Below are 18,007 nucleotides of genomic sequence, written 5' to 3' on the forward strand. Positions count from 1 at the left end.
GGCGACCTCGCGTCCTGATGGACCTCTCCCCCGGACCACAGCCCAGCCCGAGGTCACCCTCGGTAGTTGGCGCTGGGAGCAGCCGGGTCCTGTTGCTCGCTGACGCTACTACGTAATGTGACATTTGAGCGGTCTAAGTAAGAATAGACCCCCGATTGGGTGTATTTGAACCCGGGTGCCCTCATCCATGACGCTACCGCCAGTCACCGAGCGTGCGTGCCGCTCCGGCGCCCCGGGTGGTCAACTCCACAGATCGGCCTCCCAGCATGTAGCGTGTCCCTCACGAAGACACGAGATTCCCGGGGTCGCTCCGCGCGCTACGGCCGTCAGCCGCAGCCAGCGATGCCACTCCGGCAGACGCGCGAGGGGGTCACGCCATGGGGCGCGGCCGGGCCAAGGCCAAGCAGACAAAGGTTGCCCGGGAGCTGAAGTACTTCTCTCCCGACACCGACCTGAGTGCGCTTGAGCGAGAACTACACGCATCGTCGCAGCACGACTCCGGGCAGTCCCGGTTCGCGCAGGATGACGACGATGACGGTTACGACGACTACGACCGGTGGGCCGCCGGAGGGCGTTGACCCCTCGGCAGCCCGCGCGCCTCGCACGATCCCGTTGACCTGGGGCGTCGCTGCGCGCCGTCCGGCTCGGTGACGCGAGCCGTCGTCCGATCTCACCGACAGTGGGGGCCTCAGCGCGGGTGCGCCCCCACCACCTGCACCGCGCCACCGTCGACGCCCTTGGCGCCCTGCACGACCTCGTCGCCGGGCCGCGGCGTGGTCCCGTCCGTCACCTCGCCCAGCACCCATCCGGTCAGCCCCTGGCCGGCCAGCACCTCGAGCGCGCGGTCCGCGGAGGCCTCGCTCACGACCGCGACGAAGCCGACGCCCATGTTGAGGGTGCGCTCGAGGTCGGCCTGCGGCACGCCGCCGAGCTGCTGCACCAGCGCGAAGATCGGCGCCGGCGTCCACGTCGCCCGGTCGACGGTTGCGAGCACGCCCTGCGGCAGCACCCGCGCGAGGTTGGCGGCGAGCCCTCCGCCGGTCACGTGCGAGAGGGCGTGCACGTCGACGCCGTCGGTGCGGATCAGCGCCAGCAGGTCCCGGGCGTAGACCCGGGTCGGGGTCAGCAGGGTCTCCCCCAGCCGGCCACCCAGCTCGGGCACCTCCCGGTCGTAGTCCCAGCCGGCGGCGGCGAAGACCCGCCGCACCAGCGAGTAGCCGTTGGAGTGCAGCCCGGAGGACCCGATCCCGAGCACGACGTCGCCGGGGTGCACCCGCTGCGGTCCGAGGACCTCGTCGTGCTCGACGACGCCCGTGGCGGCGCCCGCGCAGTCGTACTCGTCGGGGTCCAGCAGCCCGGGGTGCTCGGCCGTCTCGCCGCCGACCAGGGCGACACCCGCCTGCTCGCAGGCGGCCGCGATGCCGGAGACGATCGCGGCGATCCGCTCGGGGACGACCTTGCCGGTCGCGATGTAGTCGGTCATGAAGAGCGGCTCGGCGCCGCAGACCACGATGTCGTCGACCACCATCCCGACCAGGTCGTAGCCGATGGTGTCGTGGACGTCCATCGCCTGCGCCACGGCCACCTTGGTCCCCACCCCGTCCGTGGACGTGGCGAGGACGGGCCGCCGCATGCCCGCCAGCGCGGACGCGTCGAACATCCCGGCGAAGCCGCCGAGCCCGCCCAGCACCTCCGGCCGGGTCGCGCGCCGCACCGAGGCCTTCATCAGCTCGACGGCCCGGTCGCCGGCCTCGACGTCGACGCCGGCGGATGCATACGTGATCGGGTCGCTCACGGGTGACCTCTCGGGTGGTGGTGGGTGGGACTGTCCGGCCGGTCCCGGCCGGGAGCGTGTATGGCGGACCGCCGCCGCCCTCAGGCCGGTGCCGTCACGGTCGCCGCCGGTGCGCCTCGCGGGGTGTCGGCCTCCCGCGGCGTGCCGAGCACCTTCTCCTGGTCCCGGGGGACGCCGAGGGGGTAGTGCCCGGAGAAGCAGGCGGTGCAGAGCCGGTCGCGGTCCTGGCGGGTCGCCTCCACCATGGCGTCCTCGGAGATGTAGCCGAGGCTGTCAGCGCCGATGGCCTGCTGGACGCCCTCGACGTCGATGCCGGTGGCGATGAGCTCGGCACGGCTGGCGAAGTCGATGCCGTAGAAGCAGGGCCAGCGCACCGGCGGGGAGGAGATCCGCACGTGCACCTCCGCCGCTCCGGCCTCCCGCAGCATCCGCACGAGGGCGCGCTGGGTGTTGCCGCGCACGATGGAGTCGTCGACGACGACGAGTCGCTTGCCGCGGATGACCTCCTTGAGCGGGTTGAGCTTGAGGCGGATCCCGAGCTGGCGGATAGTCTGGGAGGGGGCGATGAAGGTGCGCCCGACGTAGGCGTTCTTGACCAGGCCCTGGCCGTAGGGGATGCCCGACTCCTCGGCGTAGCCGATGGCGGCGGGCGTCCCGGACTCCGGGGAGGGCATGACCATGTCCGCCTCGACGGGGTGCTCCTGGGCGAGCCGGCGGCCCATCTCGACCCGGGCCTCGTAGACGCCGCGCCCGGCGATGGTGGTGTCGGGCCGGGCCAGGTAGACGTACTCGAAGACGCAGCCCTTGGGTGCCGGCTCGGCGAACCTGCGGGTCCGCAGCCCGATCTCGTCGACGACGACGAGCTCGCCGGGCTCGACCTCGCGCACGAAGCTCGCCCCGACGATGTCGAGGGCGGCGGTCTCCGACGCGACCACCCAGCCGCGCTCGAGGCGGCCGATGACGAGGGGCCGCACGCCCTGCGGGTCGCGCGCGGCGTAGAGGGTGTGCTCGTCCATGAAGACGAAGCAGTAGGCGCCCTGGACCAGCGGCAGGTCCCGGACGGCGGCCTCCTCGAGGCTGACGTCCTCGGCGCGGCTGCCGAGCAGCGAGGTGATGATCGCGGTGTCGGTGGTGTTGCCGCGGCGCAGCTCGCCGCCCGCCTCGCCGTAGCCGTCGACGTGCCGCTGGGCGAGGACCTCGCGGAGCTCCTCGGTGTTGATGAGGTTGCCGTTGTGGGCGAGGGCGATGGTGTGGTGCTCGGTGCCGCCCAGGGTGGGCTGGGCGTTCTCCCACCGGCTGGCGCCGGTGGTCGAGTAGCGGGTGTGGCCGATCGCGAGGTGCCCGTGCAGCGGGGTCAGCGAGGCCTCGTCGAAGACCTGGGACACCAGCCCCATGTCCTTGTAGACGAGCATCCGCGACCCGTCGGAGGTGGCGATGCCCGCGGACTCCTGGCCGCGGTGCTGCAACGCGTAGAGGCCGTAGTAGGTGAGCTTGCCGACCTCCTCGCCGGGTGCCCACACCCCGAAGACGCCGCAGGCGTCCTGCGGGCCGGACTCGCCGGGGAGGATGTCGTGATTGAGTCGACCGTCGCCTCGTGCCACGGCGTCAGTCTCCCACAGCTGCGGCGGCGGTCAGCGCCGCCGGTCGAGCAGCAGCGCCACGACAGCCCCGGCCAGGGCCCCGAGCCCACCGCCGATCACGGCGAAGTAGGCGAGGGTGCGGCCCAGGCTGTAGGCGACGTGGCTGGGCTCGTTGTGGCCCTCGGCGAGCTGGGCGACCAGCGTCATCAGAATCACCCCGACGACGGCGCCCGCGATGATGAACCGGGCGAAGATCGGCTGGCCGCGCCGCGGCCGAGCCGACCGAGCGGGTCCAGCCGGCGGAGCCGCCCCAGCCGACGAAGCACCCCCATCCGTCTGGGACGCGGAGGCCGGCTGCGCCGGTCGGGTGGTGGGGTCGTCGCTCACCCGGGCAGTCTAGCGGCGCGCGAGCACCGGACGGCCGCCGCCGAGGGCGGCCCCGGGCCCGACCCGCGGCGGCAGGCCGGTGGCCACCGGCGGCTCCCCGGGGCGCAGCTCCGCGCCGGTGAGCTTGGCCTCCCCCACCTCCGCGTCCCGCACCGGCGGCACCTCCGCGGCGGGTCGTCGGGTCAGCGCCTCCATCGCGGCGACCAGCTCGGGGGTGACGTCCTCGGGCACCTTGCGCGCGAAGGCCGCGGGCGTCCGCGCCGCCCGGGCGAGCTGCTCGGCGTCCACCCAGGCCGGGCTCCAGTGGTCGTAGGGGAAGTAGGCGTAGGCGGTGGGGCAGTCGATGATCCGCAGCTGCGGATCGGCGAGCAGCAGGGACTGCAGGTAGGACTCGTCGGGGATCCGGACGCGCTCGAAGAACCGGAGCACCGGTCCCCCGGCGCGGTGGCGGGCGAGGACGCTGTCGACGGCGCGGGCGGACAGCGTCATCCACAGGCTGGCCTTGAGCACGGCGACCGGCGGCTCGCGGCGGGCCGGCCCGGGGCGGCGGATGCCGAGAATCCACCGGGGGTCCCGGCGACCCTGGTAGAGCATGAGCGCCGACCGCAGGGAGGGGGCGACGTGGCGCCAGCCCCACTTGAGGCCGCGGCGGGCCAGCACCGGCCCCACGTGGGGCGGGTCGAGCAGCCACCAGCGGTAGTGCCAGTCGTCGGTCATCGGCGGGAAGACGTCCAGCATGGCGTCACCGCCGTCGGCGCGGACCTGCTCCTCCCACGCGGCGAGGTCGCGGATCGGGTGGTCCTGGCCGGACACCAGCACGACGTGGTCGGCGTCGCTGACACCGCGCGCGCGCTCGAGGGCCTCCAGGGCGGCCCGGGTCATCGTCCAGTCACCCCAGACGATCTGGATCTCGCTGCGCAGCGCCGTCGCGCCCACCTCGTCCAGCAGCTCGGGCGTGACGAGGCCGGGCACGCTGTGCCGCACGACGATGTCGGCGCCCGGGCTGAGCCGGCGGATGCTGCGCAGGGTGCGCGCGATGCCGGCCGGGTCGGTGTGGCACATCACCACGTAGCAGAAGCATCCCTCACCGCTCACGGGTCCCCCTTCATCGCTGGACGTCGCCTGAGCCTACGCGCCCGCCCGCGGCCGTGAGCACCGGGCGCCCACCGATCAGCCCTGGCAGTGGCGCTGCGCGACCTCCTCGAGCACCGCGACGTCCCCGGCGTAGGGGCCGTCCGGCCGCGGCCAGTGGGTGACGAGGTCGGTGTAGCCGAGCTCCCCGCACCGGCCGGCGACCTCGTCGAACCACGCCGCCGACGACAGCGAGAACCTCGCCGCCGGGTCGACGTGGACGTATCGCCGGAAGCCCTCCCGGGGGCCGAGGTCGTCCATCCGGGAGGCCAGCTCCGCCAGGGACCGCCACCAGGCGGCGAGGTCGTCGCCGTGCCTCCCCGTGGTCGCCCAGGCGTCGCCGAGCTCCACGGCCAGCCGCTGCGAGCGGGGCCCGTTGCCGGCCATCACCAGCGCCGGCCGGGTCTGCGGGACCGGCAGCGTCCGCACGTCCTCGCAGGTGAAATAGGTCCCGCGGTGGTCGACGTGGTCCTCCCGCAGCAGCCGGTCCAGCAGCCGCGCGAACTCCTCGAACCGGTCCACCCGCTCGCGGATGCCGAGCTCGGGGCCGCCGAGCGTGCGGGAGTCCAGGTCGCCGCCGGTGCCGATGCCGAGCAGCAGCCGCCCGTCGGACATGTCGTCGAGCGCCAGCACGTCCCGCACGAAGGCGCCCGGGTGGCGGTAGTTGGGCGACGCCACGAAGGTCCCGATCCCCACGCGCTCGGTCACCAGCGCCGCCGCCGTCAGCGTGGACACCGTCCCGAACCACGGCGAGTCCGGCAACCCGCTCCATGTCAGGTGGTCGTAGGTCCACAGGTGGGCGAAGCCCATCTCCTCCGCCGCCCGCCACCGCGGCTCGGCGTCGCGCCAGCGCAGCTCCGGCAGGATCGTCACGCCGATCCGCGGCCGGTCCGGTGATGGGGTCATGTCTCGCTCCTCGCGGGGTGGGTGCTCGTATGCCGGGGGCCTGCCGCGACGGGGGCTGCGGCATACGGCCCCGGTGCGGGTCGGACTAGGTGAGGGGCAGGTAGGGGGCCAGCGAGGACCGCTGGCCGCTCGCGCGGACGCGGCCGGCGGCCACCGCGTCGTCCCAGGCCAGGGTGCCCGTGGCGACCTCCAGCCAGGTGCCGGAGTCGGTCTCGACGGTGCTCGGCGGGGTGCCGCGCGTGTGGACCGGGCCGGCGACGCACTGCACCGCGCCGAAGGGCGGGACCCGCACCTCGACGGACCGCCCGGGCTGGCGGACCCCGAGCTCCTCCAGGGTGTAGCGGACCGCGGTGGCGACGACCGGGCGCGGCGCCGCGGGGTCGGCCTGCCAGGCGGCGAGCGCCTCCCGGCCCTGGGTGACGGGGACACGGCGACGGGGCGGCATGTCCAGCATCCTGGCAGACCCGCGGACCCGCGCGGCGCCGTGCCACCATGCAGGCATGAGAGCAACGATGATCCACGCCCCCCGGGACATCCGCCTCGAGCAGGCCGACGACCCGTCCGTGCTGGCGCCCACCGACGCCGTGATCCGCGTGGTGCGCTCCTGCATCTGCGGCTCCGACCTGTGGCCCTACCGCGGCGTCAACCCGACGGACGAGCCGCACCCCATCGGGCACGAGTACGTCGGCGTCGTCGAGGCCGTCGGCGACGAGGTCCGCTCGGTGCGGGCCGGGGAGTTCGTGGTGGGCGGGTTCACGTACTCCGACAACACCTGCGAGATCTGCCGCGAGGGCGTCCAGAGCGCCTGCGTGCAGGTCGGCTACTACGGGTCCCCCGACCGCGCCGGGCTGCCGGTGGGCGGCTGCCAGGCGGAGTACCTCCGGGTGCCGCTCGCCGACGGCACCCTCGTCGCCACCCCCGAGATGCCCTCGGACGACCTGCTGCCCTCGCTGCTGACCCTCTCGGACGTCATGGCCACCGGGTGGCACGCGGCGGTGTCCGCGGGGGTGCGCGAGGGGTCAACCGTGGCGGTCGTCGGCGACGGCGCTGTGGGGCTGTGCGGCGTGCTCGCGGCGCGGGAGCTGGGCGCCGAGCGGATCATCGCGATGTCCCGGCACGAGGCCCGCCAGCAGATCGCCCGCGACTTCGGGGCGACCGACGTCGTGGCCGAGCGCGGCGACGAGGGCGCCGCCCGCGTGCACGAGCTGACCGGCGGCTTCGGGGCCCACGCGGTGCTCGAGTGCGTCGGCACGAAGGACTCCATGGCGCAGGCCTTCGCGTCGGCGCGGCCGGGCGGCATGGTCGGTTTCGTCGGGGTGCCGCACGGCGGCGAGGCCCCGATGGAGCGGATGTTCCGCAAGAACATCGGGCTGCGCGGCGGCATGGCCCCGGTCCGCGCCTACCTGCCCGACCTGCTCGGGCGGGTCCTCGACGGCCGCATCGACCCGGGCCGGGTCTTCGACCTGACGCTGCCGCTGGACGACGTGGCCGAGGGCTACCGCGCCATGGACGAGCGCCGCGCCACCAAGGTGCTGCTCACGCCGTGACGGCCCGCGAGACGTGGTGAGCGACAACGGCATACGGCTCGACTGGGTGACCGGTCGGGCGGGTCGGGCCGCGACGGTGATGCGCGACGGGCACCCCCAGTCCTTCGTGGACCTGGACGACCCGACGGTGCTCGCCTTCGAGTACGTCCAGCACTTCGCGGGGGTGCTCGACGCGCTGCCCGACGGGCCGCTCGCGGTCACGCACGTCGGTGGGGCCGGGCTGTCCCTGGCGCGCTACGTCGAGGCGACCCGGCCGGGCTCGCCGCAGATCGTGCTCGAGCCGGACGCCGCGCTCACCGAGGTGGTCCGGCGCGAGCTGCCGCTGCCGAGACGGCACCGGATCCGGGTGCGGCCGGTCGACGGGCGGTCCGGCGTCGCGGCGCTGCGGGACGCCTCCGCGGACGTCGTCGTCGTCGATGCGTATGCCGACGGCCGCGTCCCGCCCGAGCTCGGGACGGTGGAGTTCCTGACCGACGTGGCCCGGGTGCTGTCGCCCGGTGGGGTGGTCCTGCTCAACCTGGCCGACGAGCCCGCGGGACGCTACGTCGCGGCCGTGGCCGCCGGTGCGTCCGCCGCCGGGCTGGCCGGGCAGTGCGTGGTGGCGACGCACGAGGTGCTGAAGGGGCGACGGTTCGGCAACTCGGTGCTGGTGGCGACCGCGGGGGTGCTGGACGTCGACGGGATCCGGCGGCGCGCGGCGCGCTCACCCTTCCCGACCGGGGTGCGCTCGGGCGCCGAGCTGGCCGGCCGGGTGCGGTCGGTGCGGGCGCTGACCGACGCGACGGCCGCCGCGGACCCGGACGCCGCGTCCTCGCCGCCGCCCCCCACCCTCGGCCGGTGGCGGCTGCGCTGACCTGCGCCGATCTGCCCTGACTCGTGCTGACCTGCCCCGACATGCCCTGACCTGCGCCGCCGCAGCGGCACCTGCGTCCGGGTGTCCGGGGGCTGTCAGCGCAGCGGCACGAACCGGTAGTAGCCGTGCCGGCTGGTGCGGGTCCCGCCCCGGTGCCGCTCGACCAGCACCATCTCCCCGGCGACGGGGATGACCAGCCGCCCGGGCGTGGCCAGCTGGTCCACGAGCTGCTGCGGCAGCCGGCGCGGCATGGCGGACACCAGGATCCGGTCGTAGGGCCCGGCGTCGGGCAGGCCGAGCACTCCCGGCAACGCCGCGGTGATGGTCGCCCACGGCTGGCCGGTGGCCGCGAGGTTGCGGGCTCCCCGCTCGACGAGGTCGGGCTCGATCTCCACGCCGGTGACGACCCCGGTGGGTCCCACGAGGTGGGCGAGCAGGGCCGTGCTCCAGCCCGACCCGGAGCCGACGTCGAGGACCCGTTGACCGGCGCGGACGTCGAGCAGGCGCAGCATCGCCGCGACGGTGCTCGGCTGGGAGTTGGTCTGGCCGTGGCCTATCGGGATCGGGGCGTCCAGCGTCGGGTCACCGGCGCCGGGCGGGAGGAAGCCTGCCCGCCCGGTCGCGGCGAAGGCCGCCGCCACCGGGTCCATGGCTCAGCCGAGCGCCCGCCGGGCGTTGCGGAACATCCGCAGCCAGGGGCTCGCCTCGTCGACCGGGCCGTCGGTCCACGACATCTGGGCGTTGCGCTGCACCCGCTCGGGGTGCGGCATCATCGCGGTGAACCTCCCGTCCGGCGTCGTCACCGCCGTCAGCCCGCCCGGGGACCCGTTGGGGTTGGTCGGGTAGGTCGTGGCGGGCGCGCCCGCGCCGTCGACGTAGCGCAGCGCCCGGACCACGTCGGTCTCGGAGCCGTGCCGCGAGAAGTCGGCGCGGCCCTCGCCGTGCGCCACGGCGATCGGCAGCAGCGACCCCGCCATCCCGTCGAAGAACAGCGACGGGCTGTCGAGGACCTCCACCTGGGACAGGCGCGCCTCGTACTGCTCGCTGCGGTTGCGCGACCAGCGGGGCCAGGCCTCGGCGCCGGGGACGAGCTCGGCGAGCTCGCCGAACATCTGGCAGCCGTTGCAGATGCCGAGCCCGAAGGTGTCGGTGCGCGTGAAGAACTCGCGGAACTGGTCGGTCAGTCGGGGGTCGAGCAGCACCGACCGGGCCCAGCCGGCCCCGGCGCCGAGGGTGTCGCCGTACGAGAACCCGCCCGCCGCGACCAGACCCACCACGTCGGTCAGCGAGAACCGCCCTGCCTGCAGGTCGGTCATGTGCACGTCGAGGGTCTCGAAGCCGGCGCGGTCGAAGGCGAAGGCCGTCTCCACGTGCGAGTTGACCCCCTGCTCGCGCAGGATCGCGACGCGCGGGCGCGCGCCGCGGTGCACGTATGCCGCCGCCACGTCGTCACCGGGGTCGAAGCTGGGGGCCACCACCAGACCCGTGACCGGGGCGCCCACGGCGGCGTGCTCCTCGTCGGCGCAGGCGGGGTCGTCGCGCAGCCGGGCGATCCGCCAGGACACCTCGTCCCACGCCTGGGCGAGGTCGCGCAGCGGCTCGTCGAGGAGCGGCTCGCGGTCGGGGCCGAGCACCCGCACCCGACGCTCCTCGAGGGTGCGGCCAGCCACGGTGGTGAGGCCGCCGAGACCGTGGGAGTCGAGCACGGCGACCACGCGGTCGGCGTCCTCGGCGCGGCAGCCCAGCACGGCGCCGAGCTCCTCGGCGAAGAGCGCCGCCACGGACGGCACCTCGAGCTCGAGGCCCTGCGCCGAGGCGAAGGCCATCTCGCACGCGGTCGCCCACAGGCCGCCGTCGGAGCGGTCGTGGTAGGCGGTGACCAGGCCCTCGGCCCGCAGCTCGGCGACGGCGGAGGCCAGGGCCACGAGGCGGGAGGGGTCGTCCAGGTCCGGGACCTGCGTGCCGAAACGGTCGTTGACCTGAGCCAGCACCGAACCCCCGAGCCGGTCGGCCCCGTCACCGAGGTCGACCAGGACCAGGGCCAACCCGGGCAGGACCAGCGGGGTGAGGGTGCCGCGGACGTCGTCCAGCGACGCGAAGGCCGTCACCACCAGCGAGACCGGCGACGTGACCTGCCGGGCCTCCCCGGCCTCGGCGGTCCACCGGGTGCGCATCGACAGCGAGTCCTTGCCGACCGGCACCCCGATGCCGAGCGCCGGGCAAAGCTCCATCGCGACGGCCTCGACGGTGTCGTAGAGCGCGGCGTCCTCGCCCTCCTCGCCGCACGCGGCCATCCAGTTGCACGACAGCTTCACGCGCGGCAGGTCGACGGGCGCCGCGATCAGGTTGGTGATGGCCTCGCCGACCGCCATCCGGCCGGAGGCGGGGGCGTCGATCGCCGCAAGCGGCATGCGCTCCCCGCTCGCCATCGCCTCCCCGGCGAGACCGACGAGGTCGCCGAGGGTCACGGCGACGTCGGCCACCGGCACCTGCCAGGGCCCGACCATCTGGTCGCGGTGGGTGAGGCCGCCGACGGTCCGGTCCCCGATGGTGACGAGGAAGCGCTTGGACGCGACGGTGGGGTGCCGCAGCACGGCGTAGGCCGCCTCGCGCACGTCGAGGGCATCGACGTCGAGCGAGTCCCCCTGTCGGTCGACCCGGCTCACGTCGCGGGTCATGCGCGGCGGCTTGCCGAGCAGCACCTCCATGGGCATGTCGATCGCGCGCTGCTCGACCGGCTGGGCCAGGTCGTCGTCGAGCCGGTCGTCGGTGAGCCGCAGCTGACCGTCGTCGGTGGCCACGCCCACGACCGCCCACGGGCACCGCTCCCGGTCAGCGAGGGAGGCGAGCAGCGACAGCGACGAGGGCGCGATCGCGACGACGTAGCGCTCCTGCGACTCGTTGCACCAGATCTCCTTGGGCGCGAGGCCGCTCTCCTCGAGCGGCACCGCCGCGAGGTCGAAGCGGGCGCCCAGCCCGGCGCCGTCCACCAGCTCGGGGAAGGCGTTGGACAGCCCACCCGCGCCGACGTCGTGGATCGCCAGGATCGGGTTGTCGTCGCCGAGCGCCCAGCAGTGGGTGATGACCTCCTGCGCGCGGCGCTCGATCTCGGGGTTGCCGCGCTGCACCGAGTCGAAGTCGAGCTCGGCGGCATTGGCGCCCGCGGCGAGCGAGGAGGCGGCGCCGCCGCCCATCCCGATGCGCATGCCCGGGCCGCCGAGCTGCACCAGCAGGGTGCCCGGCTCGAAGGTGACCTTGGCGGTCTGCGACGCCGAGATGGTGCCGAGGCCGCCGGCGCTCATGATCGGCTTGTGGTAGCCGCGACGCACCCCGTCGACGGTCTGCTCGTAGACCCGGAAGAAGCCCCCGAGCACCGGCCGCCCGAACTCGTTGTTGAAGGCCGCCGCCCCGATCGGCCCCTCGACCATGATCTGCAGCGGCGAGGCCAGGTGGGAGGGTGCGCCATACGGCGAGCGCTCCCACGGCTCGTCGGTGCCGGGCAGGTGCAGGTTGCTGACCGCAAAACCCGACAGCCCCGCCTTGGGGGCCGAGCCGCGCCCGGTCGCACCCTCGTCGCGGATCTCCCCGCCCGCGCCCGTGGCCGCGCCCGGGAAGGGTGAGATGGCGGTCGGGTGGTTGTGGGTCTCGACCTTCATCAGGACGTGCACGTCGTCCTCGACCGGGCCGTAGACCCCGGGGCCGTCCTGGGAGTCCGGCAGCCACCGCACGCGGCGTCCGCCCTCCATCACCGAGGCGTTGTCGGCATAGGCGACGACGGTGCCCTGGCCGTTGACCTCTTCGGTGTGCCGGATCATCCCGAAGAGCGAACGCCCTTGCGGCTCACCGTCGATCACGAAGTCGGCGTTGAAGATCTTGTGCCGGCAGTGCTCGGAGTTGGCCTGGGCGAACATCATCAGCTCGACGTCGGTCGGGTTGCGCCGCAGCCCCGTGAACGCCTCGACGAGGTAGTCGACCTCGTCCTCGGACAGCGCCAGCCCGAAGCGCACGTCGGCCTCCAGCAGCGCCTCGCGCCCGGCGCCCAGCACGTCGACGTGCTCCATCGGCTCGGCCGGGCGGGTGGCGAAGAGCGCCGCCGCCTCGGCCCGGGACGCGAGCACCGTCTCGGTCATCCGGTCGTGCAGCACCGCCGCGCACGCCACCCAGTCGGCGTCGGACAGCTCGGGACCGGCCAGCCACACCTCGGTGACCCGCTCGACCCGGGCCACGTCCAGGCCGCAGCTGTGCGCGATGTCGGTGGCCTTGGACGCCCACGGCGAGACCGTCCCGAGCCGGGGGGCGACGACCACGAGGGTGCCGCGGGCGGGGCCGGTGGCGGGGTCGCCATACGTGAGCAGCCGCTCCAGGGTGGCGGTCTCGGCGGGGGTGAGCGCGCTCTCGCTGGCCACCCAGTGGACGTGCCGCGCCTCCAGCCCGGTCACCTGCGGGACGACGGCCTGCACCCGGGCGAGGAGTCCGGCGGTCCGGAAGTCCGACAGGGCCCGGCCCCCCTCGACGACGGTGAGGACGTGGTCGGGCGAGGGCATGGGGGTCTCCTGAGGACGACGCGACGAAGCGTGCTCAGGCTACCGGAGTGAGGTCAGTCGTCCTCGCCCGAGTAGACGCCGGTGCCGAACTCTTCGACCCCGTGGTCGAGCTCGACGTCGTGGTGGGTGGTGGTCCGGCCCTCGCGGCGCCCCGCGCCCTCGGGGATGGGGGCGATGGCGCCGATGCCGTCCTCGTAGGCGTCCCAGTCGTCGTCGTGGTCGCCGACCACGATGCTCGCCCCCTCGGGGTGGACGCCGGTCACCTCGAAGCCCTCCGGGGACAGCTGGGCGCCGAGCTCGCCGGCCCGCGCCAGGTGCGCCGCGGTGACCACGCCCGGGACGCTCAGCACGTAGCGGCGGCCCTGGCGGATCCGGGTGAACTCCGCGAAGCCCAGCTCGGCGGCCCGGGGCAACGCCGCGTGCCCCTCGGCGTCCGGCCCGTCGGCGCTGGGCATGACGTTGACGACGATGCGGGCCATGGCGTGCCTCCTCGGGGCGCGGGCTGCGGTCTGCCCCGAGGATATCGAGCAGGGGGTGCGCTCGACCGGCCGGGTGCGGCTCAGGCCGTATGACGTGCGCCTCACCCCCGCGGGCCCGCGTCAGGCCTGGAAGCGGCGCCCGGTGAGCGTCTCATAGGCCTCGACGTACTTGGCGCGGGTGCGCTCGACGACCTCGTCCGGCAGCGCCGGGGGCTGCTCGCCGGAGCGGCGGTCCCAGCCCGAGGCCGGGGAGGTGAGCCAGTCACGGACGTACTGCTTGTCGTAGGACTCCTGCGGGTGGCCCGGCTCCCACGACGCGGCCGGCCAGAAGCGGCTCGAGTCGGGGGTGAGCACCTCGTCGGCGAGGACCAGCTCCACGTCGTCAGGGGACGCTGTGGACGCTTCGGACGCTGCAGCCCCCGAAGGAGCGGCGGACCCGCCGCGCATCCCGAACTCCACCTTGGTGTCGGCCAGGATGATCCCGCGGTCGCGGGCGATCTCGTTGCCCCGCGCCAGGATCCGCGTCGTCAGCTCGGCGAGCCGGCGGGCCAGCGGGGCTCCGACGAGCTGCTCGACCTCGGCGTGGGTCATCGGCTGGTCGTGCTCCCCGACGGGGGCCTTGGTGGTAGGGGTGAAGATCGGGGCGGGCAGCGGCGAGCCGTCGGTCAGGCCGGGCGGCAGCGGGACGCCGCAGACGGACCCGGTGGAGGAGTACTCCTCCAGGCCGCCGCCGGTGAGGTAGGCGCGGCCGATGCACTCCACCGGCACCATCTCGAGCCGCTCGACCAGCACCGCGCGGCCGGCGACGGCCTCGGGGACCTCGGCGCTGACCACGTGGTTGGGCAGGATGTCGGCCAGCTGCTCGAACCACCACAGGCTGAGCTGGGTCAGCACCGTGCCCTTGTCGGGGATGGGGGTGTCGAGCACGAAGTCGTAGGCGGAGATCCGGTCGCTGGCGACGAGCAGCAGCTGGTCCTCGCGGGGGCGGCCCTGGGCGTCCAGCGGGGCGTAGAGGTCGCGGACCTTGCCGGAGTAGAGGTGCTGGTAGCCAGGAAGGCTGGGGCTGGGGCTGGGGCTCGGGCTGTGGTTGGGGCTCGGGCTTGGGCTGTTGCTGGGGTGGGGCGTGGTCATGGTGGTCCTCGTCAGCAGGAGATCTGGCCGCGCTGGGCAGCCAGGGCGATGTCGGTGCGGTGGTGGGAGCCGGGCAGCTCGATGCGCTCGACCGCGGCGTAGGCGCGCTCGCGGGCCTCGGCGAGGTCGCGGCCGAGCGCGACGACCGACAGCACCCGGCCGCCGGCGCTCACGAGCAGCCCCTCGGCGTCCAGGGCGGTGCCGGCGTGGAGCACCGACGCGTCGCGCACGTCCACCACGCCGCTGATGGGGCGCCCGGTGACCGGGGCCTCGGGGTATCCCTCGGAGGCCACGACGACGGTCACCGCCGCCTCGTCGCGCCACTGCAGGGGGGCCAGCTCGTCGAGGGTGCCGACGGCGGCGGACCACAGCACCGCGCCGAGCGGCGTGGCCAGCCGCGCCAGCACGACCTGCGTCTCGGGGTCGCCGAACCTCGCGTTGAACTCCACGACCCGCGGCCCCCGCGAGGTGAGGGCGAGCCCGACGTAGAGCACTCCCACGAACGGTGTGCCGCGGCGGGCCATCTCCTCGATGGTCGGCTGCGCGACCCGGGCGACCACGTCGGCGACGAGGCCCTCCGGGGCCCAGTCCAGCGGCGAGTAGGCGCCCATGCCACCGGTGTTGGGGCCGGCGTCGCCGTCCCCGACCCGCTTGAAGTCCTGGGCCAGGGCCAGCGGCACGACGGTCTCGCCGTCGCAGATGCAGAAGAGGCTGGCCTCGGGCCCGTCGAGGAACTCCTCGACGACCACGCGCCCGCCCGCCTTGGCCAGGCAGGCCCGGGCGTGGTCCAGGGCGGCCGCCCGGTCGTCGGTCACGATGACGCCCTTGCCCGCGGCGAGCCCGTCGTCCTTGACGACGTGGGGGGCACCGAAGCCGTCGAGCGCGGCCGCCACCTCGTCCTCGGTGGTGCACACGTGGGCGAGCGCCGTCGGCACGCCCGCCGCCGCCATGACCTCCTTGGCGAAGGCCTTGGAGCCCTCGAGCTGCGCGGCCGCCGCGCTGGGCCCGAAGACCGCGACGCCGCGCTGCCGCACCGTGTCCGCCACGCCGGCGACGAGCGGCGCCTCGGGGCCGATCACGACGAGGTCGACGCCCAGCTCGACGGCGAGGTCGGCGACCGCAGCCCCGTCCGTCATACCGGTCGGCAGGTCGCGGCACAGCGCCACCTGGTCGATGCCGGGGTTGCCGGGGGCCGCGACGACCGTCTCGACGGCGGAGTCCTGGGCCAGGGCGTGGACGAGGGCGTGCTCACGGGCACCGGTGCCGATGACGAGTACCTTCACGTCGCCAACCCTAGTGGCTGGACCCGCGCGGACTGACGGCGCTCGCGCCGACCCCGCTATAGAGTGGGAGATTCCGTGGGCGGCCGCGGATGCTCACGCGGCCGTGGCCCCGCAGACCCAGCGCACCAGGTGAGAGGACTCGTGACGGACTCCCAGCAACGCACCGCCCCTTCGGCCGACGACCTCCTGCACGCCGAGCTCGCGACCGAGCAGACGCACGTGGACCGGGTCTACGCCGAGCTGGAGCGCGCCTCGGTGCGGGCCCGGCTGCTGGAGGCCGAGGGCCTGAGCCGGGGTCGCACCGACCGGGTGGGGGACGTGCGGGACGAGGAGGCGTCGGCGCTCTTCGAGCGGGACGCCCTGATGTTCAACGCAGCCCGGCGCCGCGCCTCGCTCGACAGCCAGCACGAGGGCCTGGTCTTCGGCCGGCTCGACATCGACCACCCGGCCGGTCCGGGCGAGGGCCGGGAGGTCCGGTATGTCGGCCGCCTCGGGGTCCGTGACGAGGACTACGAGCCGCTGGTGATCGACTGGCGCGCCCCCGCGGCGGCGCCGTTCTACCGCTCCACCCCGGCGGACCCGATGGGCGTGCTGCGGCGCCGGGTGCTGCGCTGCCGGGGCCCGCAGGTGGTGGGCGTCGAGGACGACCTCATGGTCCCGGAGGCCCCCGACGACCTGGTGGTGATCGGGGACGGCGCCTTGATGGCGGCGCTGACCCGATCCCGCGGGGCGCGGATGCGCGACATCGTGGCCACGATCCAGCAGCACCAGGACGAGGCGATCCGGGCGTCGGCCCGTGGGGTCACCGAGATCACCGGCGGCCCCGGCACCGGCAAGACCGTCGTGGCGCTGCACCGGGCGGCCTACCTGCTCTACTCCGACCGCCGCCGCTTCGAGAGCGGCGGGGTGCTGGTCGTCGGGCCGAGCGCGGCCTACACCGCCTACATCGAGCGGGTGCTGCCGTCCCTCGGCGAGGACTCGGTCGCGCTGCGGGCGCTCGGCGACCTCGTCGACGGCATGTCCACCGAGCGGCTGGACTCCCCCGCCGCGGCCGCCGTCAAGGGGTCGCTGCGGATGCGCGCCGTCCTGGCCCGCGCGGCGCGGGGACGAGACCCCCTGGCCCCCACCGAGCTCCGCACCATGATCGCCGGCCACCCGGTGCGCCTGGACGCCGGGGCGCTGGACCGGGTGCGCCGCACCGTGCTGCGCCACCAGCGCCGCAACGGCTCGTGGGACGCCGCCCACCAGGCCCTCGGCGAGGCCGCGTGGTCGGTCGTGCACGGCGGCGACCGCGAGGAGTTCTTCGACGCCTACGACGACCACCTCGAGGTCGACGCCTTCCTGCGCGACTGGTGGCGCCCCCTCGACCCGCGCGAGGTGGTGCTCTGGCTCGCCGACCCCGAGCTCCTGGCCCGGCACGCCCGGGGCCTGCTGTCGCCCGAGGAGCAGGCCGAGGTCGCGGCGTCGCTGCAGGTGGCGCTGCGCACCGGCATCTGGTCCGTGGCCGACGTCGCGCTGGTGGACGAGGTCGCGGCGCGCGTCGGTCCCTACGTCGAGCTGGAGCAGGAGGAGCGCGGCTTCTACGAGATCGAGGAGCTGGACGCCGTCGAGCGTCACGGCGTCCACGAGGTCACCGTCGGCCGCCACCGGCTCGAGGCCGTCGAGCCCCGCGCCGAGCTCGCCCCCGCCACGGCGCGCGATCGGCTGCTCGCCGGGCGCATCGGCGAGGTCGACGAGTACGCCCACGTCCTCGTCGACGAGGCCCAGGACGTCTCGCCGATGCAGTGGCGCGCCCTCGGGCGGCGCGGCCGGTGGGGCTCCTGGACAGTCGTCGGGGACGCCGCGCAGGCCTCCTGGCCCGACGCGGCCGAGGCCGCCGAGGCCCGCGACGAGGCCTGGGGCGGCAAGGAACCCGCGCGGTTCCACATGACCACCAACTACCGCAACGCCGCCGAGATCTTCGACTACGCCTCCCGCGTCATCCGGGCCGCGGTCCCCGACGCCGACATCCCGCAGGCGGTGCGCGAGACCGGCGTCGAGCCGGTCGACGTGACCGTGCCGCGCCGCGACCTCGCCGGCCACGTGGTCGCGGCCGCCCGCGCGCTGCTCGAGGAGGTCGACGGCCTCGTCACGGTGATCCTGCCGGCCTCCTGGGACGACCTGCGCCCCGACCTCGAGCCCCTCGGCGACCGCGTCGTCGCCATCGACCCCCTCTCCACCAAGGGGCTGGAGTACGACGCCACGGTGGTGGTCGACCCCGACGCGATCGTCGCGCAGACGGCGGGCGGCATACGGACCCTGTATGTCGTCCTCACGCGCGCCGCCCACCGCATGACCGTGGTGCGGCCCGCCGACGCACGCTGAGACGGGG

The 18,007-nt window shown here is 74.7% G+C and carries 15 protein-coding genes; 4 read left to right on the forward strand and 11 right to left on the reverse strand.

The features are described from left to right. The first annotated feature begins 377 nt into the window (after positions 1 to 377). A complete protein-coding gene (locus tag ADJ73_RS01690; protein WP_050346822.1) occupies positions 378 to 578 on the forward strand; it encodes a DUF3073 domain-containing protein in 201 nt (66 codons plus the stop codon). Between the two features lie 110 nt (positions 579 to 688). Here the strand turns inward: ADJ73_RS01690 and purM are convergent, their stop codons facing one another. From purM to ADJ73_RS01715, 6 genes are all read right to left on the reverse strand, one after another. Then, the gene (gene purM, locus ADJ73_RS01695; RefSeq protein ID WP_050346823.1) at positions 689 to 1,795 is read right to left on the reverse strand and encodes a phosphoribosylformylglycinamidine cyclo-ligase; all 1,107 of its coding nucleotides are present in this window, start codon (positions 1,793 to 1,795) and stop codon (positions 689 to 691) included. 80 nt (positions 1,796 to 1,875) lie between these two features. Then, on the reverse strand, positions 1,876 to 3,396 hold the full coding sequence (gene purF / locus ADJ73_RS01700) for an amidophosphoribosyltransferase (protein WP_050346824.1): 1,521 nt from the start codon (positions 3,394 to 3,396) through the stop codon (positions 1,876 to 1,878). Positions 3,397 to 3,426: 30 nt separating this feature from the next. Next, on the reverse strand, positions 3,427 to 3,762 hold the full coding sequence (locus tag ADJ73_RS16780; RefSeq protein WP_156188063.1) for a hypothetical protein: 336 nt from the start codon (positions 3,760 to 3,762) through the stop codon (positions 3,427 to 3,429). A 9-nt stretch (positions 3,763 to 3,771) separates the two neighbouring features. Continuing rightward, complete coding sequence (locus tag ADJ73_RS01705; RefSeq protein WP_156188064.1) at positions 3,772 to 4,857, reverse strand: hypothetical protein; 1,086 nt, start codon at positions 4,855 to 4,857, stop codon at positions 3,772 to 3,774. A 75-nt stretch (positions 4,858 to 4,932) separates the two neighbouring features. After that, positions 4,933 to 5,799: an LLM class flavin-dependent oxidoreductase gene (locus ADJ73_RS01710; protein ID WP_050346826.1), complete on the reverse strand. Its 867-nt coding sequence runs from the start codon at positions 5,797 to 5,799 to the stop codon at positions 4,933 to 4,935. An 85-nt stretch (positions 5,800 to 5,884) separates the two neighbouring features. Then, a complete protein-coding gene (locus ADJ73_RS01715) occupies positions 5,885 to 6,244 on the reverse strand; it encodes a sterol carrier family protein (protein WP_050346827.1) in 360 nt (119 codons plus the stop codon). A gap of 55 nt (positions 6,245 to 6,299) precedes the next feature. On the opposite strand from ADJ73_RS01715, the gene ADJ73_RS01720 reads away from it, so the two are divergent. Continuing rightward, entirely contained in the window at positions 6,300 to 7,346 is a 1,047-nt protein-coding gene (locus ADJ73_RS01720; RefSeq protein WP_050346828.1) for a zinc-dependent alcohol dehydrogenase family protein, read from the forward strand. Positions 7,347 to 7,362: 16 nt separating this feature from the next. After that, on the forward strand, positions 7,363 to 8,199 hold the full coding sequence (locus tag ADJ73_RS01725) for a spermidine synthase (protein ID WP_156188065.1): 837 nt from the start codon (positions 7,363 to 7,365) through the stop codon (positions 8,197 to 8,199). Positions 8,200 to 8,294: 95 nt separating this feature from the next. Here ADJ73_RS01725 and ADJ73_RS01730 read toward each other — a convergent pair whose 3' ends face one another. The 5 genes from ADJ73_RS01730 to purD all read right to left on the reverse strand — a co-directional run bounded on the left by ADJ73_RS01730 (position 8,295) and on the right by purD (position 15,636). After that, a complete protein-coding gene (locus tag ADJ73_RS01730; RefSeq protein ID WP_050346830.1) occupies positions 8,295 to 8,849 on the reverse strand; it encodes a protein-L-isoaspartate O-methyltransferase family protein in 555 nt (184 codons plus the stop codon). A gap of 3 nt (positions 8,850 to 8,852) precedes the next feature. Next, entirely contained in the window at positions 8,853 to 12,743 is a 3,891-nt protein-coding gene (gene purL / locus ADJ73_RS01735; protein WP_050346831.1) for a phosphoribosylformylglycinamidine synthase, read from the reverse strand. Positions 12,744 to 12,796: 53 nt separating this feature from the next. Then, positions 12,797 to 13,222, reverse strand: a complete 426-nt coding sequence (locus ADJ73_RS16785; RefSeq protein WP_050346832.1) for a hypothetical protein — start codon at positions 13,220 to 13,222, stop codon at positions 12,797 to 12,799. Positions 13,223 to 13,342: 120 nt separating this feature from the next. Next, the gene (locus ADJ73_RS01745) at positions 13,343 to 14,353 is read right to left on the reverse strand and encodes a phosphoribosylaminoimidazolesuccinocarboxamide synthase (protein ID WP_050346833.1); all 1,011 of its coding nucleotides are present in this window, start codon (positions 14,351 to 14,353) and stop codon (positions 13,343 to 13,345) included. Between the two features lie 11 nt (positions 14,354 to 14,364). Continuing rightward, positions 14,365 to 15,636 (reverse strand): phosphoribosylamine--glycine ligase, encoded by a 1,272-nt coding sequence (gene purD / locus ADJ73_RS01750; protein WP_050346834.1) that lies wholly within the window; start codon positions 15,634 to 15,636, stop codon positions 14,365 to 14,367. 141 nt (positions 15,637 to 15,777) lie between these two features. Between purD and ADJ73_RS01755 the strand changes: the two genes are divergently transcribed. Then, a complete protein-coding gene (locus ADJ73_RS01755) occupies positions 15,778 to 18,000 on the forward strand; it encodes a HelD family protein (RefSeq protein ID WP_050346835.1) in 2,223 nt (740 codons plus the stop codon). Positions 18,001 to 18,007 lie beyond the last annotated feature (7 nt).

This window comes from Arsenicicoccus sp. oral taxon 190 (assembly GCF_001189535.1).
Classification (GTDB): Bacteria; Actinomycetota; Actinomycetes; order Actinomycetales; family Dermatophilaceae; genus Arsenicicoccus.

Bases quoted from the DNA above. Each gene is read 5' to 3' on its own strand.
- ADJ73_RS01690 (WP_050346822.1), top strand. From the start codon at position 378: ATGGGGCGCGGCCGGGCCAAGGCCAAGCAGACAAAGGTTGCCCGGGAG.
- ADJ73_RS01710 (WP_050346826.1), bottom strand. From the start codon at position 5,799: ATGACCCCATCACCGGACCGGCCGCGGATCGGCGTGACGATCCTGCCG.
- ADJ73_RS01715 (WP_050346827.1), bottom strand. From the start codon at position 6,244: ATGCCGCCCCGTCGCCGTGTCCCCGTCACCCAGGGCCGGGAGGCGCTC.
- ADJ73_RS01720 (WP_050346828.1), top strand. From the start codon at position 6,300: ATGAGAGCAACGATGATCCACGCCCCCCGGGACATCCGCCTCGAGCAG.
- ADJ73_RS01730 (WP_050346830.1), bottom strand. From the start codon at position 8,849: ATGGACCCGGTGGCGGCGGCCTTCGCCGCGACCGGGCGGGCAGGCTTC.
- purL (WP_050346831.1), bottom strand. From the start codon at position 12,743: ATGCCCTCGCCCGACCACGTCCTCACCGTCGTCGAGGGGGGCCGGGCC.
- ADJ73_RS16785 (WP_050346832.1), bottom strand. From the start codon at position 13,222: ATGGCCCGCATCGTCGTCAACGTCATGCCCAGCGCCGACGGGCCGGAC.
- ADJ73_RS01745 (WP_050346833.1), bottom strand. From the start codon at position 14,353: ATGACCACGCCCCACCCCAGCAACAGCCCAAGCCCGAGCCCCAACCAC.